The organism is Streptomyces iconiensis, assembly GCF_028657195.3.
Taxonomy (GTDB): domain Bacteria; phylum Actinomycetota; class Actinomycetes; order Streptomycetales; family Streptomycetaceae; genus Streptomyces; species Streptomyces iconiensis.
Window position 1 is genome coordinate 103,083 of the sequence record NZ_JANCPR020000028.1, and the last position, 25,834, is coordinate 128,916.

A 25,834-nucleotide genomic window follows, 5' to 3' on the forward strand; every position below is an offset into this window, starting at 1 on the left:
CGGTGATCCACGTCACAGGGGATGAGGTCAGCGGCGGATTCCGTTGGGAGATCGGGGACTTGGGCTCCGGGCAGTCACCCGTACGAAGGACAGACGTGCCCCTCGTCGGTCACTCTCCGTCGAGGCCGCTCTCGATCGCGTACCTGACCAGCTCGACGCGGTTGTGCAACTGGAGCTTGCCCAGGGTGTTCTGGACGTGGTTCTGCACGGTGCGGTGCGAGATGACCAGGCGTTCGGCGATCTGCTTGTAGCTGAGGCCCTTGGCGACGAGCCGCAGCACCTCGGTCTCACGCTCCGTCAGCTGCGGGACCCCCGAGCGGTCCTGGGCCGGCGGCGCGGGGTCGGAGGCCAGCCTGCGGTACTCGCCGAGCACGAGCCCCGCGAGGCCCGGCGTGAACACGGCGTCGCCGAGCGCGGTGCGCCGTACGGCGTCCATCAGCTCCTCGGGGCCCGCCGACTTCACCAGATAGCCGGTGGCACCCGATTTCACGGCCTCCAGCACATCGGCGTGCTCGCCGCTCGCCGAGAGCACCAGGACGCGGAGCGAGGAGCCCGGGCCGACCAGCTCGCGGCAGACCTCGACGCCGGGCATCCCGGGCAGGTTCAGGTCCAGTACGAGGACGTCGGGCGAGGTCGCGCGCGCCCTGCGCACGGCCTGGTGGCCGTCGCCCGCCGTCGCGACGACCTCGAATCCGGCCGCGCCCAGGTCCCTGGCCACGGCGTCCCGCCACATGGGGTGGTCGTCGACGACCATCACGCGCACGGGCTGCCCCGCTCCGTCCTCCTGCGGCGATCCCGTGCCGCCCCGTTCACTCGTCATGCTTCCGCACCCCCGGTTCTCTTCGGCACCCTCAGTTCCACTTCTGTTCCCTGGCCGGGCACGGACACCAGATCCGCCGTGCCGCCCAGGTCGCGCAGCCGCCCCCTGATGGACAGGGCCACTCCCATCCGCCCCTCGGCCTCGGCGTCCGCGAGCCGCCCGGCGGGGATGCCGGGGCCGTCGTCCCGTACGGTCACGATCACGGCGCCCGGCTCGTCCTCCAGCAGGATCCACGCGTGTGCCTCCTCCCCGGACTCGCCCCTGGCATGCCTGCGCACGTTGTCCAGTGCCGCGCTGACGGCGCCGGTCAGCTCCGTGGCGACACGTGCGGGGAGCAGGACGGGGGCGCCGGGTTCGGCGAAGGAGACGCGGGCGGCGGAGTGCGAGGAGAGCAGGGCACGGATGTCGCAGAGGGCGCTGTCGGAGTCGGAGTCGGCATCGGCGTAGGTACCGGCTCTGGTGGCGGCGCTGATGGTGTGCCCCTGCGCGCTGCCGTACGCCGCTTCGGAGCCGCGTGCTCCGGGCGCCGACCCGTTCGGCGCCGCGTCGCCGGCCGGAAGTCCGTCGGGCGCCCCGTCCGCCGCCCGTGACTGGTGGGGCACGATGCCGCTGGACACCAGGGTGCGCAGGGCGACTTCCTGTTCGCCCGCCATCCTGCCCAGCTCGGCGGCCTCGCCTCCGATGGCGGTGCCGCGGCGCTGCACCATGGCCAGGACCTGGAGCACGCTGTCGTGGATGTCCCGCGCCAGCCGCTCACGCTCGCGGGTGGCCGCCTCGATCTGGAGGGCGCGCGCGAGGGTCCGTTCACTGGCGCGTGCCACCTCGACGACGTAGCCGATGGCCACGCTCGCCACGCAGACGAGCAGCACGTTGTGGAGCGTGGGCCGGGTGACCATGCCGCGTTCGATGACGTTGGCGATGCCCACCAGGAGGGAGGCACCCGCTGCCCAGCGCCAGCCTCCCTTGAGCGCGAAGGCCAGTACGGGGCCCGCGACCCATATGGACGGCAGCGTGGGGCCGACCTTGTCGTGGGCGTCGATCAGCGGCGAGATCAGGATGCCGACGACGGCGAAGCCCATGTCGGCGACGAGGAACGGGGGCGTGCAGCGCGCCGCCGACTGGACGTTGCGGAGCGTGGTGAACGTCCACACGGTGAGCGCCCCGAGGAAGATCCCGCCGGGGACGGGCGCGCTGTACTCGTCGTAGGCCCAGCCGAAGACGACGAGCGCGTACAGGACCGTCAGTACGCGGTATCCGGTCAGCGCGTGCCACAGCGGCTGCTCGACGGACATCTTCTTCGCGGCCACGACGGCCCCCCTGTTCTGCTTCGGCTCCCGCCCTCGGACCAAGTGCGGGACTACGCCGCCCTGTTGCCCCCGGCGCCGGTCTCGCCCTCGGACCGCCCTGGCTTCCCGGCGTGCCCGGCCTGCCCGGCGTCCTCGGCCTGCTCCGCGCCGGCGGCCTTGGCGACCTCAGCCTCCTTGGCCTCTCTGGCGGCCTTCTCCTCCGCCTTCTCGGCCTTGGCCGCCTCCGCGATCTGCCGCTTGGCCGCCGTCGCGTAGATGTCCACGTACTCCTGGCCCGACAGCTTCAGGATCGCGTACATGACCTCGTCGGTGACGGCACGCTGGATGAACCTGTCGTTGTCCATGCCCTGATAGCGGCTGAAGTCCAGCGGAGTGCCGATGCGGATGCCCGGGCGCATCAGCTTGGGCATCACCTTGCCGGGCGGCTGGATCTTCTCCGTGTCGATCATCGCCACCGGGATGACCGGGGCTCCCGAGCGCAGCGCGAGGCGGGCCAGGCCGCCCGGCTTGCCCCGGTAGAGACGGCCGTCGGGCGAGCGCGTCCCCTCGGGATAGATCCCGAACAGCTCACCGCGCTCCAGCACTTCGAGCCCGCTCCTGATCGCCGCCTCACCCGCACCGCGCACGCCCGAACGGTCCACGGGAAGCTGGCCCACGCCCTTGAAGAACGCGGCGGTCAGCTTGCCCTTCACACCGGGCGAGGTGAAGTACTCCGCCTTCGCGATGAAGGTGACCTTGCGGTTGAGCACGGCGGGCAGGAAGAAGGAGTCCGAGAAGGACAAATGGTTGCTCGCGAGAATGGCCGGGCCGTCCTCAGGGACGTTCTCCAGCCCCTCGACCCAGGGCCGGAACGCGAGCTTCAACGTACTGCCCACCGACAGCTTCATCGCGCCGTAGAACACCTGGACCTCCTCCGTCTGACGCCCAGACCTTATCTCGCCGCGCCGCGGCACACTCCCCGGAGGAGGCGGACGGTCCCCGGGGGAATACGGAGAGGTCCCGGGGCGCTCTCACGGTCGCGACGGCGCTACCCGGTGTCGTCACGCGCGCGTAGGGTGGCAGCACTCCTCGCCGACCGACCGCTGAACGCCGGCAGCCGCCCGCCGACGGCGCCCGAACCGCAGCCGAGCCCCCTGGAGGCCCACCGTGCCGCCCATCCTCCCCGGAGCCGAGCCCTTCCACCGCGACGGATCAACGACCGGCGTCCTGCTCTGCCACGGCTTCACGGGATCACCGCAGTCCCTGCGCCCCTGGGCCGAGTACCTGGCCGGGCGGGGACTGACCGTCTCGCTGCCGCTGCTGCCCGGGCACGGCACCCGCTGGGAGGACCTGGAGCAGACGAGCTGGGAGGACTGGTACGCGACCGTCGACCGCGAACTGCGGGTGCTGAGCGAACGCTGCGAGCGCGTCTTCGTCTGCGGCCTGTCCATGGGCGGCGCCCTCGCGCTGCGGCTCGCCGCGCGGCACGGCGACGTGGTCAGCGGGGTCGTCGTGGTGAACCCGGCGGCGACGTTCCCCCGCGCCGAGGGATATGCGCTGCCGCTCGGCCGCTTCCTGCTCAGGTCGGTCAAGGGCATCACCGACGACATCGCCAAGGAGGGCAGGCACGAGCTGGGGTACGCCAGGGTGCCGACCCGGGCGGCGTACGCGATGCGCAACTTCTGCCGCGTCGTCCGCTCCGACCTGCCCCAGGTGACCCAGCCGCTGCTGCTCCTGCGCAGCAGGACGGACCACGTGGTGCCGCCCTCCGACTCGGCCCTCGTCCTCGGCCGCGTCTCCTCGACCGATGTGACGGAGACCGTTCTGGAACGCAGCTTCCACGTCGCCACGCTCGACCACGACGCGGAGCGGATCTTCGCGGACTCGTACGGATTCATCACCCGGCTCGCGGCACCGCGGCCGGCGGTTCACGAAAAGGGCCTCCAGTGACGGAGCGTGACCCGGGCGCCGAGCGCGACCCCGACGAGGCCGGCATCCCACGCGGGGGCGACACCCCCCGCGAGGGCGAGGGCGGCACTCCCCACGAGGGCGAGGTGCCGCGCGAGAGCGGTGTGCCCCAGGAGGGCGGTCTGCCCCAGGAGAGCGAGGTGCCGCGCGAGAGCGGCATCCCTCACGAGAGCGACGCTCCCCGTGAGAGCGACGAGGCGCGTGCGGGCGAAGACCCGCGCGAGCGGCGGCGTGAGCCGTCGTTGCCTCCCGACGAGGAAGCGGCGTGGGCGGCGATCGTGGCCGCTTACGGCGACGAGCCGACGGCCGAAGAGCCCGCCGAAGCGCGGGAGAAGACCGACGGCGCCGAACCTGACGGTGACACCCTCACCAAGCCGCGCCAGGCGCCCGACGAAGGGGGCGCCGACGCCGGCGGCGAGCCGTCCGTACGCAGCTTCACCGTCTACGCCGCCGGTACCGGGCCCCGTGACTGGGACGCCCCCGAGGACGACGACGGTCACTTCGAGCCGCCTGAACCGCCGCCGCTGCCGGAGACCGACACGACGACCAAGTTCGCCTGGCTCGCCGTACTGGGCGGGCCGCTCCTGCTCATCGGTGCGATCCTCTTCCAGATCGACCTGACCTGGTGGATCGTCACCCTGGGCGTGGGGGGTTTCCTCGGTGGCTTCGGCACGCTGGTCGCGCGGATGCGCGACGGCCGCGACGAGGACGACTGGGACGATCCGGGACGCGGCGCCGTCGTCTGAGCCGCGCCCCCCGGGAGTCCCGGCGCTGTACGAAGCAGAAGCGGACGGGGCACGCGCCGCTCTCCCGGCCTCACGTCAAAGCGTCCGGCCTCACGACAAAGCCTCCGGCCTCACGTCAAAGCGTCGCGCCGGCGCGATTCTCCGGCGGAGGCGGCAGCGCCAACGCCAGGCACCCGTAGCGCTGCCAGCACCGGCAGGTGGTCGGTGGCGGCGCTGAGGTCGGCGGGGGTGACGCCCGGCAGCCCGCGAGGGACCCCGGCGCCGAGGACCTCGACGCCGGGGGTGGTGAAGACGGCGTCGATGCGCTGGTGGGGACGGGCCGGCGTCGAGGTGTACTCGGCGCCCCACGGCGCCACCGTCCACGCGTCACGCAGACCGTGCCCGAGGAGGCCGAACGTCCGCCCGCCGGGACGGTCGTTCAGATCACCCGCCGCGACGGCGAACTCCCCCAGTCCCCGCACCCGTTCGAGCAGCGCCCGTCCCTGCTCCTGCCGTTCGCGCGTCTGGAGGCTCAGGTGGAAGCTGACGACGCCCAGCCGGGCAGCAGGCCCGAACCGCAGGACGGCGGAGGCGAATCCGCGCTGGTGCAGCCCGGGGGTGCGCGGCAGCAGCACGTCTTCCGTACGTTCGACGTACGGCCGCAGCGAGGCGAGGATCATCGGGCCCGAGGCCGTCGCTCCCCCGGTGACGTAGGTCAGCTCCGTCCTGCGGGCCAGCCACGAGGCGTACTTGCGCCAGCGGAAGAAGCGGGGCGCCTCCTGGACGCAGACGACGTCGGGGGCGCACGCCCTGATGACCCGGACGAGCGCTTCCTTGTCGTCGCGCAGGGAGCGGACGTTGTAGCTGAGAAGCCTGACCACGGCCGAGCCGTCGGGCCCGGTCCGTGAGGGAGGCAGGTCGGACAGTGCGGCGGGGACCGCCGGCTCTGCTGCCATCAGCGCCCGCTCCCCTCGGTCAGCCCTGGCGGGCCAGGTCGGCGACGCCCACGAGGCCCGCCTTGCCGCCGAGTTGCGCGGCCAGCACCTCGGCGTGCGGGCGCCAACGGCTGCCGACCAGCCAGCGCTTGTACGACTTGCGAATGGGGTCGAGCACCAGCTCACCCTCGTCGGAGACACCGCCGCCGACGATGAAGGCCCCCGGGTCGAAGAGCGAGGCCAGGTCGGCGAGCCCGGCTCCGGCCCAACGGGCCAGCTCGCGGAAGGAGTCGATGGCCACGGGGTCGCCCTGGCGTGCGGCCTGGCTGACGTGTTTGCCGTCGATGCCCTCGGCCGTGCCGTCGCCGAGGCCGAGCAGGATGCTCGCGCTCTCGGGGGTGGCGGTGGCGCGCTGCTGGGCGTAGCGGAGAAGAGCGCGTCCCGAGGCGTACTGCTCCCAGCAGCCCTGGTTGCCGCAGCCGCACAGCAGGCCGTCGGGCACCATCCGGATGTGCCCGAACTCCGCTGCCACGCCGAAGCGTCCGCGGTGCAGCTTGCCGCCGATGATGGAGCCGCCGCCCAGGCCCGTGCCGATGGTGATGCAGACGACGTCCTCGTGCCCCGTGCCGACGCCGAACTTGTACTCGCCCCACGCGGCGGCGTTGGCATCGTTCTCGATCACGACGGGGAGGTCGATGCGCTGCTCGACCTTGTCCTTGAGGGGTTCGTGGCGCCAGCTCAGGTTGGGCGTGAACAGGACGGTGGCGCGCTTGTCGTCGACGTAACCCGGTGCTCCGATCCCGACGGCGTCCACCTCATGTGCGGCGCTGGCCCGGCGCACGGCCTCGGCGATGGCGTCGATGACGGCTTCCGGGGTGGAGGGTGTCGGCACCTTGCTGGTTTCGAGGATGGTGCCTTCTTCGTCGACAACGCCGGCCGCGATCTTGGTGCCGCCGATGTCGACCCCAATAGTGAGTCCCATGTGTCCCTCGGTCATCCGGTGTGAACCCCGCCGTCGCCCACCGTACCGGAGGGGCCTCGTGCGCTGGGCACCGTCCGGCTTGTGGCGGTATCGCCCTGCCGCCGGGCACCGCGTTCCACGGGTGCCGGCCCCATCACCCGTCAGCCGTCGCCGTGTTCACCCTTGCCGCCGCTGTCGCCCTTGCCGCTGTCACCGTCCCCGCCGTCGCGCCGGGGGTCGTCCGGTCCGTCGAGCCTGTCGAGGTCGATGCGCTCGGTGCCCGAGGACGTCACGTCGTCGCCGTTGGCGTCCGTGGGCTCCGTCCAGCGGCGCTCGGACTCGTGCACGGCGGCGCGGTAGGCGGCGAGCAGTTCGTTGCCCGCTGCTGCGAGATGGTCGAAGAGCTGGGGATTGCGCTGGACCACGGGCTCGATGGACGCCTTGGCCTGCGCGATCAGCTGCTGGGCCACGCCCTGCGCCGCACCCGAAGCCGCGGCTCCCGCGAACGGCTTGCCGAACTCGGCGACCTTCTCGGTCACGGCCTCGGCCAGGCGGCGCAGCTCCTCGGCGGCGCTGGTGGGCGGCGCTCCGTACTGTGCGCGGCGGCGGGCCTTCTCCGCCGCGAGGTCCTCCTCGCAGGCGGTGGCCCAGGCATCGGCGTCCGGAGGCGTGCCCGCTCCGGTGCCGTTCTTCTGCGCGTCCGTCTCGTTCTTCGCGTCCACCGGTTCCCTCGCGTCCTTCTCGTCCGGCTCGTCCGGCACATCCGCCGGGGACGGTGCGGGCGAACCTGACGGGGCGCCTGCGTCGGCGCGCTCGGGGTCGGGACGCTCGGCGTCATCGCTCATGGCGGGCTCCTACGGGCGACGGAGTGCGGTTGCTTGCCGGAGATGGCGGGCCGGTCCTGCCAGGTGTGGTGGGACCGGTGTACCTTCCGACGTTACCCGAACGGCGGCACGTCGTTGAGTGCCGGCGGATTTCCCGCCCAGCCGCCCTACCGCTCCGCCCAGCTGTCCCGCCCGGCCGACCAGTACGCCCGTTCAGTCCGGGGAGCCGTCGCTCCGGGCCGTACCCGCGCCGTCTTCCCTGCCGTACCCCGGCCACAGCGAGGGGTCGGGGCTGAACCGCACGTGCAGGGCGCCCGCGTTGAGGCCCGCGCCGGAGACCCGGCAGCGGCGCAGTGCGGAGGGCAGCGCGAGGACACGCCGGTAGGGGCCGACTCCTACGGTCAACTCATCGCCCCGCCGCACCAGTTCCAGCTCGTCCCGGGTAGCGCCGGGAAGCGGGAGGTGCCAGACGAACTTGCCGTCCTCCGTGAGACGGTCCTCGACCCAGCCGTGTGCGACATCGGTGCCGGGCCCAGCGCGCCTGCCAGCGGGCTCGGAGTCCCGCGCGGCGCCCTGTCCAGCGCCGGCCGTCACGGCCGTACGGGCCGCGCCCGCCAGGGAAGCCAGGTCCTCGGGGCCGCGGGGGTCGCGGCCGAGGTGGGGCAGTTCACAGAGGGGTACGGACTCCGCCTCGCACTTCTCGCGGAGTTCCTTCAGCGCGGTCTGCTGCTGGCCGGAGAGCGCGGAGAGCCAGGAGTCGGGCGAACCCGCCGGCAGCAGCCTGTTGGCTATCACGGATTCCAGCTCCAGGCCGTGCAGCCGCAGTCCGGCGCCGGAGGTGCGCAGCGTCTCGGCGGCGAGCGGCCCGGGTTCGGTCACCAGGCGTACGGCGGTGGTCGGAGACTCGACTATGCGCTGCACCTCGGCCAGTTCGGCACCCCAGCGCGCCGTGGCCTCGAAGAGCCACTGCTCGGGCATGGGTACGCCCGCGAGCTGGGCCAGCATGGGCCGCAGCGCGCGTGCCGCCTGCCGCTCCTGCGGAACGAGGCGGCGCAGGTACCGCCTCAACTGCTCGGGAAGCGCCAGCAGGTTGAGCCCGTCGGGCGTGGGCGGCATGTCGACGACGACGATGTCCCAGGCGGCGACGAACCCGGCGTCCCCGGCGTACTCCGCGGGGTCCCCGGCGTACTCCGCGCCCTCTGCGTACTCGGCTTCCTCTGTGTCCTCTCCGTACCCTCCGTACTCCGAACCCTCCGCGGCTCCCGCGGCCTCCCCGCTCCCGTCGTCGCCCGCGCCGCCGTGTGCGGTGCGCAGGGCGCGCAGCAGGGCGAAGGCGCCGGCGCCCGGGAGTTCGGTCAGCTCGTCCTCGTCGAGGGGTGCGGCGCCGAGCATGTCCAGTGCCGCTTTGCCGTGCTCCTGGAGCGCGACGGCCTGCGTACGGAACTCTTCACCCGCGTCGACTCGCAGAAGCCACAGTCCGGGCACGGCGGGAACCGTGACGGGCGGGCGCCGCCCGGAGCGCGTACCGCTGTCCGTCTCTTCCGTCCCGGGCACGGCGTCCCCGGCCACCGCGCCGAGCAGCGCGTCCAGGCGTACGGCGGGCTCGGCGCTCAGCAGCAGCGTCCTGTGGCCCTGCGCCGCGGCGGCACAGGCCGTGGCGGCGGCGACGGTCGTACGTCCGCTGCCGCCGGCTCCGGTGACGAGTACGGTCTGGGGCCGCCGGTCGGCGTTCAGCTCTCGGCCCCCTCGGCGCCACCGGACTCGACGCGCTTGCGCAGCCCGTCCAGCGCCCGGTCGATGATGACCTTCTCGGCCTTGCGCTTGATCATGCCGAGCATGGGGATCTTGACGTCGACGGTGAGCTGGTACATGACCTCGGTGCGCTCGCCGCCGTCCACGGGGGTCAGGCGGTACACGCCGTCGAGGGAGCGCAGCATCTGGGACTTCACGAGGGACCAGCGGACCTCGTTGGGCTCGGGCTCGCCCACCCACTCGTACGCGAGCGTGTGCTCGTCCTTGATGGCCCCGGCGTCCAGCAGCAGGCGGACCTTCTCCGCGCGGCCACGCTCGTCGTGCTCGACGACCTCGGCCTCCTTCACCTCGCCCGCCCACTCGGGGTAGCGGGGGAAGTCGGAGATCACCTTCATCACCGCGCCGGGTGCTGCGTCGACGGTGATGCTAGAGCTGGTGTGTTCCGCCATCGCCATGGCCCTCCGATGTGCCCGATTTCCGTATGCCGCCGGCTGCCCGTGTGTCTGTGCGTGCGTGCTTCCCAGGGGTCGCCCACACGGAGGGGCGCGTCCCGGCTTCCCCCGTCCGTGTGGCGTGGGGAGCGCCTGCCGTCGAAGGCTACCCCGCGCCGGGGAACCCCCGTGCCCTGCGGGTCACCACTCCAGGGCCCAGGGGGTGCCGGTGGCGTTGAAGTGGCCGACGTTGACGCACTCGGTGGCGCCGATCCGCATTCTGCGGACGAGCGGCTGATGGACATGGCCGAAGACGTGGTAGCGGGGGCGGAGGGTGTGGACGGCCTCCAGCAGCGCCGAGCTGCCCCGCTCGAAGCGGCGCGCGACGGTGTCGTAGCACAGTTCGGGCACATCGGGCGGGATGTGGGTGCAGAGCACGTCGACCTCGCCGAGCGCGGCGATCTTCGAGGCGTAGGTCTCGTCGTCGATCTCGTACGGGGTGCGCATCGGGGTGCGCAGTCCGCCGCCGACGAAGCCGAAGCGCCGGCCGCCGATGTCCACGGTCTCGCCGTCCAGGACGGTGGTGCCGGCGCGGGCGTATTCCGGCCACAGAAGTGGCATGTCGACATTCCCGTACGTCGCGTACGTCGGCGAGGGGAAGGCCGCGAACAGTTCCGCGTACTGCTTGCGCACGGCCGCCTCCGTCGCCGCCTGCCGGTCGATGCCGGCCCACAGGCGGCGGGAGAGTTCGTGGGCCTCGGAGAACCGGCGTGCGGTGCGCAGGGCGACGATCCGGTCGGCGTTCTCGACCCCGAAGAGGTCGGGGAAGATGCCGCGCGAGTGGTCGGCGTAGTCCAGGAAGAGAATGAGGTCGCCGAGGCAGACCACGGCGTCGGCCCCTTCGCCCGCCTTCGCGAGGTCCTGGCTGTTGCCGTGTACATCGCTCACTACGTGCACTCGCATGGCCCCACCCTAGATCGCCCGCGCGACCTCGCGGGAGGGTCCGGAAAAAGGGTGTACGCCCCCTGAGGACCCACGATTGCTTCCGTGTTCCCGAACGCCTGGACTAGGCTGCATATCAGCCACCTCCACCATGTGACGCACAAGACATCTCGGCGTCACCCTCTATCCCGACCCCCATACCGATGGGTAACGTCCGGCGCGTCATTCTTCCGGGATCCTTATGTTGATCTTGGGACCGAGCCAATGGAGGCCGCCCCTCGACGGCCCCCGCCCATGGTGCCGACGAGGAGCAGCAGTCTTGCGCGAGTTCAGCCTTCCGGCCCTTTACGAAGTCCCCGCCGACGGCAATCTGACGGATCTGATCCGCAGGAACGCGGCCCAGCAGCCGGACTTGCCCGTCATCGGACGCAAGCGGGGAGGGCACTGGGAGGATCTGACGGCCGCCGGCTTCCTCGCCGAGGTCAACGCCGCTGCCAAGGGCCTGATCGCCGCCGGCGTCGAGCCGGGCGACCGGGTGGGCCTGATGTCGCGTACGCGTTACGAGTGGACGCTGCTGGACTTCGCGATCTGGAGCGCAGGCGGCGTCACGGTGCCGGTGTACGAGACCAGTTCGCCCGAGCAGATCTGCTGGATCCTCGGCGACTCGGGGGCCGTCGGCTGCCTGGTCGAGACGGAGGCGCACACCGAGGCCGTCAAGTCCGTACGCGACCGGCTCCCCGGACTCGCGCACGTCTGGCAGATCGAGGCGCCCGGCACCGGAGAGGGCACGGGCGGGGAAGCGCCCCGGGGCGCCGTCGCCGAACTGGGCGCTGCGGGCGCCGGAGTCAGCGACGCGACGGTCGAGGAGCGCGGCTCCGTCGCGAACGCCGACTCGCCCGCCACCATCGTCTACACCTCCGGCACCACGGGCCGCCCCAAGGGCTGTGTGCTCACGCACCGCAGCTTCTTCGCCGAGTGCGGGAACGTGGTGGAGCGGCTGCGCCCGCTCTTCAGGCCGGGCGAGGGCTCCGTACTGCTCTTCCTGCCGGTCGCGCACGTCTTCGGGCGGCTGGTGCAGGTCGCCGCCGTCATGGCACCGATCAAGCTCGGGCATGTGTCCGACCTCAGCAAGCTCACCGATGAACTCGGCTCCTTCAGGCCGACGATGGTGCTGGGGGTGCCGCGCGTCTTCGAGAAGGTCTTCAACTCGGCGCGTGCGCAGGCCGTCGCGGGCGGCAAGGGCAAGATCTTCGACAAGGCCGCAGCCGTGGCCGGTGCGTACAGCCGCGCGCTGGACGAGCCGGCGGGGCCTTCCCTCAAGCTGAAGTTCCAGCACAAGGTGTTCGACAGGCTCGTCTACAGCAAGCTGCGGGCCGTGCTCGGCGGACAGGCCACCCACGCCATCTCGGGCGGCGCCCCGCTGGGCGCACACCTGGGGCACTTCTTCCGCGGCATCGGCTTCACCGTCCTGGAGGGCTACGGCCTCACGGAATCCTGCGCCGCCACGGCTTTCAACCCGTACGACCGGCCGAAGATCGGCACGGTGGGGCAGCCGCTGCCCGGTTCCGTGATCCGTATCGCCGACGACGGCGAGGTGCTGCTGCACGGCGAACACCTCTTCACCGAGTACTGGAACAACCCCCAGGCCACCGAGGAGGCGCTCGCCGACGGCTGGTTCCACACCGGCGACCTGGGCTCGCTCGACGTGGACGGATATCTCGCCATCACGGGGCGCAAGAAGGAGATCCTGGTGACGGCCGCCGGCAAGAACGTGGCGCCCGCCGTCATCGAGGACCGCATCCGCTCCCACGCGCTGGTCGCCGAGTGCATGGTCGTCGGCGACGGCCGCCCCTTCATCGGCGCGCTCCTCACCGTGGACGAGGAGTTCCTGCCGCGCTGGGCCAAGGAGCACGGCAAGGAGTCGCTGTCCCACGACGAACTCCTCACCGACGCCGCACTCCTCGACGAGCTGCAGCGCGCCGTCGACGACGGCAACAAGGCGGTCTCCCGGGCCGAGTCCGTCCGCAAGTTCCGCGTACTCCCCCACCAGTTCACCGAGGAATCGGGCCACGTGACCCCCTCACTCAAACTGAAGCGCGGCGTCGTCGCCAAGGACTTCGCAGACGAAATCGAAGCCCTCTACACCCACTAGGCCCCACCCGGGGGCGCCCACACAGAGGCGCCCAAAGGGGCGCGGGGAACGGCGCGCCAAGCCACGACGCAACGGGCACCCCGCGAAGCACAACAAGGGGCACCAGCCCAACGCTCCACACGAAGACCGTGCTCCCAAAGGGGCGCGGGGAACGGCGCGCCCAGCCACAGAAGAGCCGCAGCCTGCAACGGACGCCCAGGGGCACCCCCTCAGCAGCAGCGCAGGCATGGCACAGGCAGCAGCGCAGGCGCAGCTAAAGCAAGCCCCGCAGCTTCTCCGCGAGAAGATCCCAGCGCCATCGGCTCTCGACCCAATGGCGCCCCCGCTCACCCATGCGAGCCCGCAACGAGGAATCCCGCAACAGCGAGACCACACGGTCGGCCGCCTCGGAGGGGCACCCCCCTCGGACAACCCAGCCGGTCTCCCCATCGAGAACGGCGTCCGGCGCGCCGCCCGAGTCGCCCGCGACGACGGGCAGCCCCGTGGCCGACGCCTCCAGGTAGACGATGCCGAGCCCCTCGACATCGAGCCCGCCGCGCCGCGTACGGCAGGGCATGGCGAAGACGTCGCCCGCGCCGAAGTGCGCGGGCAGTTGGTCCCAGGGGACGGGGCCCGTGAAGCGGACGGAGTCCGTGAGCCCGCGCTCGGCCGCGAGCTTCTCCAGGTCGGCGCGGTACGGGCCGCCACCGACGACGAGCAGCACAGCGTCCGGCACGGCCTCCAGCACGCGCGGCATCGCCTCGATGAGCGTGTCCTGCCCCTTACGGCGTACGAGCCGCGAGACGCAGACGATCACGGGCCGGTCGCTCAGGCCCAGTTCGGCGCGGATCGCGGCACCGCCGGACGCGGGGTGGAAGGTCTTCTCGTCGACGCCGGGCGGCAGTTGCACCATGCGCGCAGCCGCCTCGGGCGTGAGCGCGCCGGCGATCCGCGAGCGGGTGTACTCGCCGAGGTAGGTGAGGGTGTCCGTGCCCTCACCGATACGGCGCAGCAGCCGGCGCGCGCCGGGCAGCTGTGCCCAGCCGGCCTCGTGCCCGTGCGTCGTCGCCACCAGGCGTTCCGCGCCCGCCCTGCGCAGCGCGGGCGCCATCAGCCCGAGCGGCGCCGCGGCCCCGAACCACACGGAGCGGCAGCCGTGTTCACGCAGCAGCGCCGCGGCACGCCGCGTCACGCGGGGCGTCGGCAGCAGCATGGTCGTACGGTCGCGCACGACGGGAAAGGGCTGCTCGGCGTCGAAGGCCGCCGTGGCCAGGGCGGCCTCCGACGCCGAGGTCCCGCGCTTCCAGGTGGACGCGTACACGACGACCTGGGACGGGTCGAGCCGCAGGGCCATGCTGTGCAGGAACGCCTGGATTCCGCCGGGGCGCGGCGGGAAGTCGTTGGTGACGATCAAGGTCTTGTCCATCGCCGCCGACAGTACCGCGAACGGCTCAGCCGGAGCCTGGCGCTCCTCGTGGCCGGGCCCTGGGCCCGACCGGCATGATGGCCCTCACGGTCGAACGGCGAGGGGACATCTGTGCGGGGCGAGGCGACGACGACCGGTGGCGCGACCGCGCCCGTACTGGCCTGGGCAGTGACCCGCGCGGTCCTTCTGCTGTGCGTCTTCAAGGTGTTCACGCTGCCCGGTGACCTGGACGTGACCGCGGACGTCTCCGTGATCTACCACGGCTGGTTCGAGACGCTGCGTACGGGAACGTTCCCCACCGACGACGTGACCTGGCAGTATCCGCCCGCCGCCGCGCTCGCCATCCTCTCCCCCGGGCTGCTGACGGGCCTGGGCCTCCTCGACTACGCCTCCGCCTTCTACGTGCTCGCCTGCACCGCCGACGCCGCCGTCCTCGCGCTGCTGCTGTACGCGAGCCGGCGCCGGGGCTGCCACACGGCGCGCGGCGTCCGCTACGGCAGGCGTGCCGGGGTGTGGCTGTGGATCGCGGGCGTACCGCTGCTGGGGCCGACCGCGTACGCGCGCTACGACCTGATGGTCACGGCCGTCGCCGTGGCGGCGCTGCTGGCCGCGGCGCGCCGCCCCCGCGCCGCGGGTGCGCTCACGGCCCTCGGCGCGATGGTGAAGGTGTGGCCCGCACTGCTGCTGCTCGGGGCGCGGCGCGGTCGGGCCGCGCGGGCGATGTGGACGACGGCCGCCGCGGTCGCCGCGCTGCTGATGGCCGGGTTCACGGCCACCATGCCGGGTGCGCTCGACTTCCTGACCGCGCAGGGTGGCCGGGGCACCGAGGTGGAGTCCGTCGGTGCGCTCGCCCTGCATGTGGCCCGGCACTTCGGCTGGGAGGGCCAGGTGCTGCTGCACTACGGCTCGATGGAGTTCGTCGGCCCGCATGTGCGGCTCGTGAGCGACGCGGCGCTGGCGCTGACCGTGCTGGGGTTCGGCTGGCTGCTGCTCTGGCGGCTGCGGGCGCGCGCCTGGACGCCGGGCACGCACGCTGACGCCGCCTTCGCCGCCGTACTGGTCTTCACCACCACGAGCCGGGTGCTCAGCCCGCAGTACCTGGTCTGGCTGGTGGGGCTGGCCGCCGTGTGCCTGACGCTGCGCGCGAGCCGCCAGGTGCTGCCCGCCTGCCTGGTGCTGGCCGCGACGGGGCTGACGCTGCTGGAGTTCCCCATCTGGTTCGCGCACGTGGTGGCCAGTGACGGTCTGGGCATCCTGGTGCTGGCGACCCGCAACGGCCTCCTGATCGCCGCCACCCTCATCGCCTGCACCCGCCTGTGGCGTACGACGGTCACCGAGCCCCGGCTCAGGGGCGAGGGCGAAGGCGAGGGCGAGAACGAGGACGGCGGCGGGAACGAGGACGAGGCCGGGCACGAAGGCGACGAGGCGGCCGGGGCCGGGGGCTCCTCCGGCAGGAAGGGCGACCCCCCGGGGCCGCACAGCGAACGCCTGCTCACCTGGTAGCGACCCGCACCGCGTCAGCTTCCGCTGCCGCTGTCCTTCAACTCCCGTACCACGTAGGCACGCCAGCGCTCCGTGAACTCCTTCTCGCCGATGCCGAGTACGGCGTCCAGCGCGGCCCCGGTGTCCTGACGGCGCGCTTCGCCCTCGTCGCCTGCGCGGGCGTAGAGCGCGACGAGCTTGTCCTCGCCCCACTGTTCGGCGATCATCCGGCAGGCCAGCCAGCCGCCCTCGTAGGCGCGGGCCAGCTTCTCCGGGTCGCTGCCGAAGCGGAACTGGGCGTCGGAGGGCAGCGCCCGCAGCGCCGCGATCTGCCCGCCCTTCGCTTCCCCCGTGACGGCGCGGGTGAGTTCGGGTGCGGCCGTACGCGGTGGCTGGTCCGCGTCCCGGTACCCGGCCCAGTCGGCGATGCCCTCGGAGAGCCACATCGGGGTGGCGGGCGTGGTCGCGTCGCGCGTGGCGACGTGCGTGGCCTCGTGGGTGAGCACGACCTGCCTGCCCGTACCGCTGAGCATCCCGTAGGCCCCGGGGTTGACGACGATCCGGTCGGCGGGCGTCTCGGCACGCCCGTTGCCGTCCGCCTCCCCGGTGGTGACGGCGGCGATGCCCTCGTAGGAGGAGGCGGGGGACTTGAGCAGGCCGCCCATGGCGGTGAGGGAGGCGGGGGCCTCCAGCACGAGCTTGCGGGACCACTTCCGTGGCCAGGCAGCTTCGACGGCGGGGACGGCCTTGTCCGCGGTCCGCGCGAGCGCGCGCAGCGCCGGCCGGGAACGCCCGACACCCATCACCAGGCTGTGCTCGCCCCGCACCACGCGCATCTCGCCCTGCTCCCACAACTGCCGTGCGCTGCCCTCACGTTCGGAGGCGACGTACCAGCGCCCCTCGCGCCGTACGAAGCCGAGCCGTTCGGTGGCCGTGGTGGTGACCCGGTCATAGCCCGCGAGGCGGTAGCGCAGCGCCACCTCGGCTGTGGCACGCCCGCCGTCCTCGGCTCCGGCCACCTCGCGCACCTCGTAGGACCACTCGGACAGGGGCAGCAGCCGCAGATTGCGGAAGACGCGCCGCTGTTCGGTGCGGTAGCGGGTGGCGCGGGGGTCGGTCTCCGCGAGATAGCCGCGCTCGTCGCCCTTCCGTACGGCGACGGCCTGCCGCGCCAGCACCCCCTGGAGCACGGCGTCTTCGGGCCCTTCGCCGTCCGCGCCGCCGCAGGCGGAGAGCCCCGCGAGAACGGTGAGGGCGAGCGCCGCGCACAGCGCTCGCCCTGAACGTCCCGTTCCGCCCCGCCGGTCAGCACCCACATGAGCGATCGTACGGGGGCTGCTCCGGCTCTCAGGGGCGGGTGACGGCGGAGACGGGCATCATGCCCACCGGGTCGTAGCGCACCTGGGCGCCGGGGTAGGGGGCGTGTACGACCTGGCCGTTGCCCGTGTACATCCCGACGTGGCTGGCGTCGTCGCGGTAGACCACGAGGTCACCGGGGCGTGCCTCACTGAGCGGTACCTGCCGCCCGGCCGAGCGCTGGCCCTGGGAGGTACGGGGGATGGAGGTGCCCGCCTTGCCGTAGGCCCACTGCGTGAGTCCCGAGCAGTCGAACGTGCCCGGTCCCGCCGCTCCCCACGCGTACGGTGAGCCGACGGCGGACTCGACCGCGGCGACGGCCGCTGCGGCGCGGCCCGAGGAGGCCCGGGAGTCGCCGGAGCCGCCTTCGCTGCGGTCGCCACCGCGTGCGGCACGCTCGCGCTCAGCACGCTCCTCGGGAGAGAGCTTGTTGAGCAGGCGCTGGGCAGCGCTGAGCTTCTTCTGCACGTTCTTCTTCTGCCGCTTGAGCGACCGCTGGAGGCTGTCGAGGCGGTCCAGCTTGTCCGCGGCCTCGGCACGCTCCTGCCTCAGGCTCCGCTGCGCTGCCTGGAGTTGGCGCAGCCTGAGCGTCTGGCGGCTGCTGACGCGATCGAGGGTCGCGGCCTTGTCGAGATAGCTGTCCGGGTTCTCGGTGAGCATCAGCGCGAGGGCCGGATCGATGCCTCCCTCGCGGTACTGGGCGCCGGCGAGCGAGGCGAGCCCGTCCCGCATGTCGTTCACCTCGGCCTGGCCGCGCGCGACGCTGTCCTGCGCGTGCTCCACCTGGCGCCTGAGCTTGCCGGTGCGTTCGGCCGCGCCGTTGTACTTCTCGGTCGCGCTCTCCGCCTGCTCGTAGAGCTGGTCGACGCGCGAGTTCACGGTTGCGGCCGACGGCTTGTCGTCGGCGGGTGCCGCGCCCGCTGGTCCGGTCGGCGCGAGCACTGCCGCCGTGCCTGCCGCCGCCACCGACAGCACGGCGACCCGGGTGGGCCAGCCGTACGAGGGCGCCGGAATATGCGGGTTACGTCGAAGGGCCCGGTGCGATGCCACTGGAGGACGCGCTCCTTCCGCTAGGCGAACTGCGCCCGCAGAATGTAGCCGCGCCATCACAGGTGTCCAAGGACCGCGCCTCGTCGGTGAATCCGCATGTGCGCCATGCGACTCACTGACGGCGCAGGTCACCGGCGGGGTGCGGGGGTCATCGGCACCGCGCCGGTTTCACTCGGACGAACGACGTTTACCGCTCATCGCACCGCCTGGTGTTCGGGCGGTCTCCGCGTGGAGCGACCCCGTGGAGGGGTCTCCCCGAAGGGTCCGTTGAGGGTCAGCCGACCCTGGCGCCGAACATGAACGGCATGTTGTTGATCGACTCGAACCGCACGCTGGCGCCCGGCTTGGGCGCGTGCAGGATCTGACCGTTGCCCGCGTAGAAGCCCACGTGGTGCAGGTCGTTGTAGAAGAACACCAGGTCGCCGGGCTTGAGTTGGCTCTGGCTCGATATGCGCGTCCCCGCGTTGGCCTGAGCCTGCGAGGTACGCGGCAGCGAGACGCCGGCCTGCTGGTACGCCCAGGAGGTGAGCCCGGAGCAGTCGAACGAGCTGGGCCCTGTCGCGCCCCACACGTAGGGGGAGCCGATCTTGCCCTTGGCCGCGGCGAAAGCGGCGGCTGCACGGCCGCTGGAGGGCGGGGTCTTGCCGAGGTCGGCGCGCTTGTCGGAGGTGCGGTCGGCGCGGTCCTGCTTGGCGTCGATGCGCTCGCGCTCCTTGGCGCTCAGGGAGTTGAGCAGGCCCTGGGCCTTGGAGAGCTTGCCCTGGATCTTGGCCTTCTTCTCGCCCAGTTCCTCGCGGGTGCTGGCGAGGTCCTCCAGCTTGCCTGTCGCTTCCTTGCGCTGCTGCGCGAGCGACTGCTGCTTGGTCTCGATCTTCTTGAGCGCGTCGGACTGCTTGGTGCTCAACTGGTCCATGGCCGAGGCCCGGTCCAGGTAGTTGTCCGGGTCGGAGGAGAGGAAGAGCTGCAACGAGGGGTCGATGCCACCGGAGCGGTACTGCGCCGTGGCCATCGAACCGAGGCCGTCACGCATCTTGTTCAGCTCGCCCTGGCCGCGCGCGACGCTGTCCTGGAGGTTCTCGACCTGCTTCTGGAGCTTCTTGTGCTTTTCCTTGGCTCCGTTGTACTTCTCGGTCGCCGCCTCGGCGTCCTCGTAGAGCTTGTCGACCTTCTCCTTGACGTCCTTCTTGGACTCCTGCGGGTCGGCGTGAGCCGCCTGGGAGGTGAGGGCGACGGCTGCCGCTGCGGTCGCAGTCAGAACGCTGACACGCGCGCGGCTCGGCTGCTTGGGACGACGGTGGGACGCCACTGGGGCGAGCTCCTTCTTCCTCAGCCGCCTACCGGTCGGTCATTCCGGCTCCACTCCGTGGAGACTGGTCGGTCTCAACTCGGCGGAACTAGGCGGGCCTCCGCTGTCACCCCGGATAGGTGATCAACCGAGCGAAGGTTCGAGCCCAGACACTAGCCACGCCTCAGTGATCGGATCAAATCCCTCGGGGAAAAAGCCGCCTCACAAGCGCATTCTTTACTCATCGCCCACAGCCAGCGATGACAAGCTCACACAGAGACAGCACCGCGGGCTCCGCAGTGGGTCAACGTCAGCTCCGGGCAAGGCGCTTGAGGAGCAGCGCCGATGCCACGGGGCGCGCGCCCGCCGCGGCGCAGCCGTCGGCGACCTCGCGGTCCGTGGAGACCACCACGACCGGGCGGCCCGGGGGTTCGGCGCGTACGAGCCGCCGGATCAGTTCGTCCGCCGTCTGGCCCGGCTTGGAGAAGAGCACCCGCACACCGCGCGGCGGTGCGAGCAGTACGGGCGCCGCCAGTTCGGCGCCGTCGAACACGCAGGTCACCTCGGCGCCCGACTGGGCAGCGAGCACGGCGAGACCGCCCAGCAGCCGCAGCCGCTGCTTCTCCAGGGGCAGCGCCGGATAGCCGGTCTTGGTGACGTTGTAGCCGTCCACCACCAGGTGCGCCTGTGGCAGCGCGAGGAGTTGGTCGAGCAGCGCCGGGTCCGTCTCCGAAAGAGCCCTGGCCGCCACGTCCTTGGGGGACATCCTGCCCGGCTCCACCGCGTCGACCGTATCGGCCGGGCGGCCCTCGGACGGCGGGAGCGCCAGCTCGCGGCGCAGGCCCTGCGCCGCGTCCAGAACGGTGTCGAGGAGCAGCCGTACGCGCATGTCCTCGACGCTGCGGCCCTCGCGTGCCGCGCGGCGCCCCGACTCCAGCGCGGTCTCGGTCTCGGCGAGCTTGGCCCTGAGCCGGCGTGCCTCACCGTCGGCCGCTGCCTTCTCCGAAGCTGACGAGGTACGGAGCGCCTCCAGTTCGGCCTGGAGTTTGCGCGCCGCGGCCTCGCCACGGCGTACGTCGCTCTGGGCGCTGCGCAGTTTGCGGTGGGTGCTCTCCAGCTCCTTGCGGAGCGCCTCCTGTTCGCGGCGGCTCCGTTCGGCCTCCTCGCGGGCCGCCCCCTTGGCCGCCGACAGTTCCTCGCGCAGCCGCGCCAGTTCGCGCTGGGCCTCCTCGCCCGCGCGTTCGGCCTGCGCGCGCTGCGCTTCCTCACCGGCGGCTGCGACGAGTTTGGGCCAGCCGGGGGGCCGCAGGACGTAGGCGATGGCGGCGACATCGACGGGGTCGGCCGCCGGTGGCGGAATACCGGCGTCGAGCGCAGCCGCCAGCTCGGCGAACTGTTCGCGCAGCCGTACGGAGACGCGCTGACGGAAGACCGCGTCGCTCTCCAGGGCAGCCGCCATGGCGTTGCCGCCGAACTTGGCGCGGCGCTGCGGCGTGAAGCGGGCGTACTGCCGTAGCGGTGGCGGGAGTTCCGCGATGGTCAGACCGCCGAGCGCGTCCCCCGTGAACGTGACGACCCGGCGGCGCACCTTCTCGGGCAGGGGCCGGTCGAGCGCCTCGTCACCGGAGGCGGAGCCGCTCGCCTCCGGTGAGGCGCCGGACTCCTGGGACCCGGGGCCGGCGGATCCGCCGGGGCCGGCGGACTTGTGAGCGTCTACCGACCCCTCGGACCGGCTGGTTTCCCCGGAGGCAGCCGAAGCCGCGGGCTCCCTGTCACCGCCCGTCCGTTCCACCACCGGTCACACCTGCCGTTTCTCAGTCCTCAGACCTCTGCGCCCGGCCGGTCAACCAGCTCGACCTCGTCCACGGCATTGCACCAGCGGCAGCGCACGGTCTCGATGCTCTCACTGAGCACCTCCCGCTCTTCCACGTTCGGCGCCCCTGCCAGGTCCAGATGGACGTACTCGACCACCTTGCTGGAACGGGTCACATCGAACCGGGTCAGATTGCCGCACAGGGTGCAGCGCCAGCGGGTTTCGGCCGTGGGCGTAGGGACCGCCATCGTTTGTCTCCATTTCCTACGTGTCCTCGGTGTCAGTGCATTCGCTTGCGTTCGCTTGCGTTCACTTACGTGCGCTTCAGCTCGCTCGACCAGCACATACGGCGCATCATGGACATGCGGGCACGGGGTCACTTCCCGTAAACCCTACGGCCTGCGGACTGCCGCGTGTGTCGAGGAGTCTGCCCCGTCATCCAGCCGTCATGATCCCGCCCATGGACGGCACCGACCGCGCTGACGCACTCCCCCGGGGCCCGCACGGCGGGAAGCGGCCCCTGGTGACGTACACCCTCATCGGCCTCTGCTGCCTGATCTTCCTGATCGGCCCCGCCTCAGGACTCGTCCCCTCCTACGGCACGGGGGACGCACTGCGCGAGGCGCAGTCCGCCTACTTCAACCGCTGGGGCGTGGTGCCGCGCGCCCTGCTGAGCGGCGCCGCCAAGCCACTGACCGCGCCGCTGACCGCGCTGTTCCTGCACGGCAACTGGCTGCACCTGCTGGGCAACCTGCTCTTCCTCTTCGTCTTCGGCGGCATGGTCGAGCAGCGGATGGGCCCGGCGCGCTTCGTCCTCTTCTATCTGGGGACCGGCTACGTGGCGATGCTCTGCTACGCGGCCTCGCACCCCGGGTCGGCCGAGACGCTCGTCGGGGCCTCGGGCGCCATCTCCGGTGTCCTGGGCGCCTTCCTCTACCTCTTTCCCCGCACCCGCGTCACCAGCGTCTTCCCCTTCCTCTTCTTCCTGCCGCTGCGCTTCCCCGCCTGGATCGTGCTGGTGTTCTGGCTCACGCTCCAGTGGCTGGCCGTACGGCAGGACGGCGACGGTCCAGGTGTCGCGTATCTGGCGCACGTGGTCGGCTTCACGCTGGGCTTCCTGTACGCCTGGCTCCGATACCGCCGGGCTAGAGTGACCACGCCAACCCCCGTTCCCGAGGGAGAGTCACCGCCGTGATCACTTCGATCGTGCTCATCAGCACCAGCACCGACCGCATCCCCGAGATCGCCGAGCAGATCGCCGCTCTGGAGGGCGTCAGCGAGGTCTACTCGGTCACCGGTGCGCACGATCTGATCGCGATGGTCAGGGTCGCCCGGCACGACGATCTCGCGGATGTGATCCCCGGCCGGATCAGCAAGGTGCCCGGCGTCGTCTCCACCGAGACGCACATCGCGTTCCGTACGTACTCGCAGCACGATCTGGAGTCGGCGTTCGCGATCGGCCTGGACGCCTGACCGTCCCGGGACGGTGCGAGCGCCCCGGGTGGGTGCCGGGAGACCGGGACCGGTGCTGTGAGGCTGGAGCGCCTGAGCCGTTGGCGCACGGCGCTGTGGGGCCCAGGCTGTTGGGGCCTGCGATGCGATGCTGCGGGCCTGCGCTGTGGGGCCCAGGGTTGTTGCGGGCCGGCGCTGTGGGGTCGCGGCGCTCCTCGGTCCGGGCGCCGTTGAGTCCCGGCACTCCTGAGTCCCGGCGCTGTGGGGGCCCCGCGCTCCTGAGGTGCGGCACCTCGGACCTCCGCACCTCTGAGTTACGGCACCGGCGAGTCACGGGTCCGGCTTCGCCGCTGCCGCTGCCGCTCGCTCTGGCTGCTCGTGGTACGGACCTGTTGGTGAAGGTTTCCTCATCCGGTCTTCATCAGCCGGTGCGGGTGCGCCGGGCAGCCTTCCCCGTATGGCCTTCTCTCACCGCATAGCTACTCTGGCGGCCGTGGTGGCGATCCCGCTGGGCATCGCCATCACCAGTTACGTGCTCACCGACAGCCCCGACAAGGCGGAACCACCGGCCAAGGTCCAGCTGGAAAGCGAGAGCCCGTCGACCGGCCCCTCCCGGTCCGGCAAGCCACCCTCGGGCACGGACCCGTCCTCCTCGACCTCGCCCGGCGACGCCGAGACGGTCCCCCGACCGCCCGCCACCGACGACTCGAACGACGACGGGCCCGACGATGACGCCAATTCCCCCTCAGGCTCACCCAGCACGAACAAGGACCAGGGCGACGACGACGGAGACGACGGACCCGGCGACGACGGATGAGCACACCGCCGAGCCGACCGCCGTACCCAAGCGGCCCTGGATATCTGCGCGCGTCCGCATCCTGCTGTGGCTGCTCGTGGTGATGGCCGTCGCCCTCGGCGCCGTTGCCACGACCACCCGCTCGATCCTGATGCGCGACGTCGAGCACCGCATCACCAAGCTGCTGGAGCAGGAGACCGGCGAATTCGCCAACTTCGTCGAGCGCGGCCAGGATCCCGAGACGGGCCGCTCCTTCACCGAGGCCGGACGGCTGCTGAAGGTCTTCCTGGAACGGCAGTACTCCGACCCGGACGAGGAACTGCTCGGCGTCGTGCGCGGCAAGGTCATCCGGCAGAGCCGTGACATCCCCTCGCCGCTGCCGCTCCACAAGGACAAGGCGGCCCTGCGTTCCCTCACCGACGGCAAGGAGCGCAGCGGCACCCTGCACCGTCCCGAGGGCGAGATCCGCTGGGCCCGCGTCACCATCGAACCGGGTGGCAGCTCGCCAGGCGGCACCTTCGTCGTCGCCTTCCACGCCGACCGCGAACAGGCCGGGCCCAACGAGGTGTTCCGGATCCTGCTCGCCATATCGGGCGTCGCACTGCTGCTGACCTGCGGTATCGGCTGGGCCGTCGCGGGCCGTATCCTCGCGCCCGTACGGCTGGTGCGGGCGACGGCGGCCCAGCTGACCGGCCAGGACCTCACGCGGCGCATCCCCGTGCGCGGAAGGGACGACATCTCGGAGCTGGCCGAGACGTTCAACGCGATGCTGGACCGGCTGGAGGGCGCCTTCGCCGCGCAGCGGCACTTCGTGGACGACGCCGGGCACGAGCTGCGCACGCCCATCACCATCGTGCGCGGCCACCTGGAGCTGATGGGAGACGAACCGGAGGAGCGCGAGGAGACCGTCCGGGTCGTGACCGATGAGCTGGACAGGATGAGCCGCATCGTGGAGGACCTGCTGCTTCTCGCCAAGGCCGAACGGCCCGACTTCGTCACGGCCGAGCCGGTGGAGCTGGCCGAGCTGACCGCCGATGTCTTCGTCAAGGCGCGGTTGCTGGGCTGGCGCGAATGGCAGCTCGCACAGGTCGCCGAGGGCACCGTGCTGCTCGACCCGCAGCGCGTCACCCAGGCGATGGTGCAGCTCGCGCAGAACGCCGTGCAGCACACCGCGCCCGGAGCCACCGTGCTGATCGGCTCGCGGCGCACCGAGGACCCGCAGCGCCCGGGCGCGCGGGTGATCGAGCTGTACGTCACCGACAGCGGCCCCGGGGTCAGCGCCGACGACGCGGGGCTGATCTTCGAACGGTTCCGCAGGGGCACAGCGCGGCGCGGCTCACGCGGCAGCGGCGCGGGGCTCGGCCTCTCCATCGTCAAGGCCATCGCCGAGGGGCACCACGGAGGGCGGGTCGAGCTGCGGCACACGCCGGGCGGCGGCGCGACCTTCCTCCTCGTACTGCCGGATCACGCGCCACCGGACCAGGTTCTGCCGGAGGTACTCGCACTGCCGGAGGAGTTCCCGCCGCCTGACGACCTCGCGCTGCGCGAAGAGCTCATGTCGCAGGAAGAGTTCGAGCCCTGCGATGAGTTCGAACCGCGCAACGAATTCGAGCCCCGCGAGGTGTTCGGGCCGCGCGAAGAGCCCGGGCCGCGGGACGGCAGCCGGCGGGAGACGGGGGAGGTCACATGACACGCGTACTGATAGTCGAGGACGAGGAGCGCATCGCCGCCTTTGTCGAGAAGGGGCTGCGCGCGAGCGGGTTCACCACCACCGTGGCGGCCGACGGAGACACGGCGTACGACTACGCCTGCACAGGCGGCTTCGACCTCGTCATCCTCGACATCGGGCTTCCCGGCCGGGACGGCTTCACGGTGCTGCGGGAGATGCGCGAGGCGCAGGTGACGGTACCGGTGATCGTGCTGACCGCGCGCGACTCCGTACGGGATACGGTCGCCGGGCTCGAAGGGGGCGCCGACGACTGGATGACCAAGCCGTTCCGCTTCGAGGAACTGCTCGCCCGGGTAAGGCTGCGGCTGCGTACGGCCGCGCGCGTGCCCGAGGTGACCGTGCTGCGCAGCGGCGGCCTCTCCCTGGACCTGCGCACTCGGCGCGCACGCGCCGACGAACGGGTGGTCGACCTGACGGCGCGCGAGTTCGTGCTGCTGGAGCTGTTCCTGCGCCACCCCGGGCAGGTGCTCTCCCGGGAGCAGATCCTGTCCCACGTGTGGGGCTACGATTTCGACCCCGGGTCGAACATCGTGGACGTGTACGTACGGGCACTGCGCAAGAAACTGGGCGCCGAACGGGTCGAGACGGTACGCGGGATGGGCTACCGGCTGCCGTGAGCCCGGGCGGGGACAACGGGGGACGCACAACGGGGGACGCGAGGGCCGGGGGC

General features: G+C 71.9%; 24 protein-coding genes. 9 read left to right on the forward strand and 15 right to left on the reverse strand.

The features are described from left to right. Positions 1-109 precede the first annotated feature (109 nt). The 3 genes from NMN56_RS26055 to NMN56_RS26065 all read right to left on the reverse strand — a co-directional run bounded on the left by NMN56_RS26055 (position 110) and on the right by NMN56_RS26065 (position 3,029). Positions 110-820 carry a response regulator gene (locus tag NMN56_RS26055; protein ID WP_274041817.1) on the reverse strand — a complete coding sequence of 237 codons (711 nt, stop codon included), beginning with the start codon at positions 818-820 and terminating at the stop codon, positions 110-112. Then, positions 817-2,112 (reverse strand): MacS family sensor histidine kinase, encoded by a 1,296-nt coding sequence (macS, locus tag NMN56_RS26060; protein WP_274041956.1) that lies wholly within the window; start codon positions 2,110-2,112, stop codon positions 817-819. Before macS ends, NMN56_RS26055 begins: the two co-directional genes overlap by 4 nt. Before the next feature lie 65 nt (positions 2,113-2,177). Beyond that, complete coding sequence (locus tag NMN56_RS26065; RefSeq protein ID WP_274041818.1) at positions 2,178-3,029, reverse strand: lysophospholipid acyltransferase family protein; 852 nt, start codon at positions 3,027-3,029, stop codon at positions 2,178-2,180. A 244-nt stretch (positions 3,030-3,273) separates the two neighbouring features. On the opposite strand from NMN56_RS26065, the gene NMN56_RS26070 reads away from it, so the two are divergent. Together NMN56_RS26070 and NMN56_RS26075 are read left to right on the forward strand one after the other, a co-directional pair. After that, positions 3,274-4,056 carry an alpha/beta hydrolase gene (locus NMN56_RS26070; protein ID WP_274041819.1) on the forward strand — a complete coding sequence of 261 codons (783 nt, stop codon included), beginning with the start codon at positions 3,274-3,276 and terminating at the stop codon, positions 4,054-4,056. Between the two features lie 176 nt (positions 4,057-4,232). Further along, positions 4,233-4,820 (forward strand): hypothetical protein, encoded by a 588-nt coding sequence (locus tag NMN56_RS26075; RefSeq protein ID WP_430542712.1) that lies wholly within the window; start codon positions 4,233-4,235, stop codon positions 4,818-4,820. A gap of 110 nt (positions 4,821-4,930) precedes the next feature. On the opposite strand, the gene NMN56_RS26080 is transcribed toward NMN56_RS26075, so the two are convergent. The 6 genes from NMN56_RS26080 to NMN56_RS26105 all read right to left on the reverse strand — a co-directional run bounded on the left by NMN56_RS26080 (position 4,931) and on the right by NMN56_RS26105 (position 10,665). Continuing rightward, positions 4,931-5,755 (reverse strand): endonuclease/exonuclease/phosphatase family protein, encoded by an 825-nt coding sequence (locus NMN56_RS26080; protein WP_274041820.1) that lies wholly within the window; start codon positions 5,753-5,755, stop codon positions 4,931-4,933. A 19-nt stretch (positions 5,756-5,774) separates the two neighbouring features. Beyond that, positions 5,775-6,716 (reverse strand): ROK family glucokinase, encoded by a 942-nt coding sequence (locus NMN56_RS26085; RefSeq protein ID WP_274041958.1) that lies wholly within the window; start codon positions 6,714-6,716, stop codon positions 5,775-5,777. A gap of 140 nt (positions 6,717-6,856) precedes the next feature. Then, positions 6,857-7,540 (reverse strand): DUF5304 domain-containing protein, encoded by a 684-nt coding sequence (locus NMN56_RS26090; protein ID WP_274041821.1) that lies wholly within the window; start codon positions 7,538-7,540, stop codon positions 6,857-6,859. Positions 7,541-7,732: 192 nt separating this feature from the next. Continuing rightward, entirely contained in the window at positions 7,733-9,253 is a 1,521-nt protein-coding gene (locus NMN56_RS26095) for an ArsA family ATPase (RefSeq protein ID WP_274041959.1), read from the reverse strand. Further along, positions 9,250-9,720 (reverse strand): SRPBCC family protein, encoded by a 471-nt coding sequence (locus tag NMN56_RS26100; protein ID WP_274041960.1) that lies wholly within the window; start codon positions 9,718-9,720, stop codon positions 9,250-9,252. Before NMN56_RS26100 ends, NMN56_RS26095 begins: the two co-directional genes overlap by 4 nt. 183 nt (positions 9,721-9,903) lie before the next feature. Then, positions 9,904-10,665 carry a metallophosphoesterase family protein gene (locus NMN56_RS26105; RefSeq protein WP_274041822.1) on the reverse strand — a complete coding sequence of 254 codons (762 nt, stop codon included), beginning with the start codon at positions 10,663-10,665 and terminating at the stop codon, positions 9,904-9,906. A gap of 298 nt (positions 10,666-10,963) precedes the next feature. Here NMN56_RS26105 and NMN56_RS26110 point away from each other — a divergent pair, with 298 nt between their 5' ends. Further along, a complete protein-coding gene (locus NMN56_RS26110; RefSeq protein WP_274041823.1) occupies positions 10,964-12,796 on the forward strand; it encodes an AMP-dependent synthetase/ligase in 1,833 nt (610 codons plus the stop codon). A gap of 253 nt (positions 12,797-13,049) precedes the next feature. On the opposite strand, the gene NMN56_RS26115 is transcribed toward NMN56_RS26110, so the two are convergent. Then, positions 13,050-14,201: a glycosyltransferase family 4 protein gene (locus tag NMN56_RS26115; RefSeq protein WP_274041824.1), complete on the reverse strand. Its 1,152-nt coding sequence runs from the start codon at positions 14,199-14,201 to the stop codon at positions 13,050-13,052. Between the two features lie 111 nt (positions 14,202-14,312). On the opposite strand from NMN56_RS26115, the gene NMN56_RS26120 reads away from it, so the two are divergent. Continuing rightward, entirely contained in the window at positions 14,313-15,704 is a 1,392-nt protein-coding gene (locus tag NMN56_RS26120; RefSeq protein WP_274041825.1) for a glycosyltransferase 87 family protein, read from the forward strand. Between the two features lie 14 nt (positions 15,705-15,718). On the opposite strand, the gene NMN56_RS26125 is transcribed toward NMN56_RS26120, so the two are convergent. From NMN56_RS26125 to NMN56_RS26145, 5 genes are all read right to left on the reverse strand, one after another. Then, positions 15,719-16,999: a hypothetical protein gene (locus tag NMN56_RS26125; RefSeq protein WP_274041826.1), complete on the reverse strand. Its 1,281-nt coding sequence runs from the start codon at positions 16,997-16,999 to the stop codon at positions 15,719-15,721. A 31-nt stretch (positions 17,000-17,030) separates the two neighbouring features. Beyond that, positions 17,031-18,089, reverse strand: a complete 1,059-nt coding sequence (locus NMN56_RS26130) for a C40 family peptidase (RefSeq protein ID WP_430542705.1) — start codon at positions 18,087-18,089, stop codon at positions 17,031-17,033. A gap of 274 nt (positions 18,090-18,363) precedes the next feature. Further along, a complete protein-coding gene (locus NMN56_RS26135; protein WP_274041827.1) occupies positions 18,364-19,395 on the reverse strand; it encodes a C40 family peptidase in 1,032 nt (343 codons plus the stop codon). 289 nt (positions 19,396-19,684) lie between these two features. Next, positions 19,685-20,974: an NYN domain-containing protein gene (locus tag NMN56_RS26140; RefSeq protein ID WP_430542713.1), complete on the reverse strand. Its 1,290-nt coding sequence runs from the start codon at positions 20,972-20,974 to the stop codon at positions 19,685-19,687. Positions 20,975-21,195: 221 nt separating this feature from the next. Further along, a complete protein-coding gene (locus NMN56_RS26145) occupies positions 21,196-21,435 on the reverse strand; it encodes a hypothetical protein (RefSeq protein WP_274041828.1) in 240 nt (79 codons plus the stop codon). A gap of 212 nt (positions 21,436-21,647) precedes the next feature. Between NMN56_RS26145 and NMN56_RS26150 the strand changes: the two genes are divergently transcribed. From NMN56_RS26150 to NMN56_RS26170, 5 genes are all read left to right on the forward strand, one after another. After that, the gene (locus NMN56_RS26150) at positions 21,648-22,382 is read left to right on the forward strand and encodes a rhomboid family intramembrane serine protease (RefSeq protein WP_274041829.1); all 735 of its coding nucleotides are present in this window, start codon (positions 21,648-21,650) and stop codon (positions 22,380-22,382) included. Then, positions 22,379-22,660, forward strand: coding sequence for an Lrp/AsnC family transcriptional regulator (locus NMN56_RS26155; RefSeq protein WP_274041830.1), 282 nt, complete (start codon positions 22,379-22,381; stop codon positions 22,658-22,660). Before NMN56_RS26150 ends, NMN56_RS26155 begins: the two co-directional genes overlap by 4 nt. Before the next feature lie 436 nt (positions 22,661-23,096). Next, on the forward strand, positions 23,097-23,456 hold the full coding sequence (locus NMN56_RS26160) for a hypothetical protein (protein ID WP_274041831.1): 360 nt from the start codon (positions 23,097-23,099) through the stop codon (positions 23,454-23,456). 82 nt (positions 23,457-23,538) lie between these two features. After that, positions 23,539-25,125: a sensor histidine kinase gene (locus NMN56_RS26165; protein ID WP_280842715.1), complete on the forward strand. Its 1,587-nt coding sequence runs from the start codon at positions 23,539-23,541 to the stop codon at positions 25,123-25,125. Beyond that, positions 25,122-25,781, forward strand: a complete 660-nt coding sequence (locus tag NMN56_RS26170; RefSeq protein WP_274041833.1) for a response regulator transcription factor — start codon at positions 25,122-25,124, stop codon at positions 25,779-25,781. Before NMN56_RS26165 ends, NMN56_RS26170 begins: the two co-directional genes overlap by 4 nt. The last annotated feature ends 53 nt before the right edge of the window (positions 25,782-25,834 follow it).

Bases quoted from the DNA above. Each gene is read 5' to 3' on its own strand.
- NMN56_RS26100 (WP_274041960.1), bottom strand. From the start codon at position 9,720: ATGGCGGAACACACCAGCTCTAGCATCACCGTCGACGCAGCACCCGGC.
- NMN56_RS26165 (WP_280842715.1), top strand. From the start codon at position 23,539: ATGGCCGTCGCCCTCGGCGCCGTTGCCACGACCACCCGCTCGATCCTG.
- NMN56_RS26115 (WP_274041824.1), bottom strand. From the start codon at position 14,201: ATGGACAAGACCTTGATCGTCACCAACGACTTCCCGCCGCGCCCCGGC.
- NMN56_RS26085 (WP_274041958.1), bottom strand. From the start codon at position 6,716: ATGGGACTCACTATTGGGGTCGACATCGGCGGCACCAAGATCGCGGCC.
- NMN56_RS26080 (WP_274041820.1), bottom strand. From the start codon at position 5,755: ATGGCAGCAGAGCCGGCGGTCCCCGCCGCACTGTCCGACCTGCCTCCC.
- NMN56_RS26160 (WP_274041831.1), top strand. From the start codon at position 23,097: ATGGCCTTCTCTCACCGCATAGCTACTCTGGCGGCCGTGGTGGCGATC.
- NMN56_RS26170 (WP_274041833.1), top strand. From the start codon at position 25,122: ATGACACGCGTACTGATAGTCGAGGACGAGGAGCGCATCGCCGCCTTT.
- NMN56_RS26145 (WP_274041828.1), bottom strand. From the start codon at position 21,435: ATGGCGGTCCCTACGCCCACGGCCGAAACCCGCTGGCGCTGCACCCTG.
- NMN56_RS26090 (WP_274041821.1), bottom strand. From the start codon at position 7,540: ATGAGCGATGACGCCGAGCGTCCCGACCCCGAGCGCGCCGACGCAGGC.
- NMN56_RS26105 (WP_274041822.1), bottom strand. From the start codon at position 10,665: ATGCGAGTGCACGTAGTGAGCGATGTACACGGCAACAGCCAGGACCTC.
- NMN56_RS26150 (WP_274041829.1), top strand. From the start codon at position 21,648: ATGGACGGCACCGACCGCGCTGACGCACTCCCCCGGGGCCCGCACGGC.
- NMN56_RS26055 (WP_274041817.1), bottom strand. From the start codon at position 820: ATGACGAGTGAACGGGGCGGCACGGGATCGCCGCAGGAGGACGGAGCG.
- macS (WP_274041956.1), bottom strand. From the start codon at position 2,112: ATGTCCGTCGAGCAGCCGCTGTGGCACGCGCTGACCGGATACCGCGTA.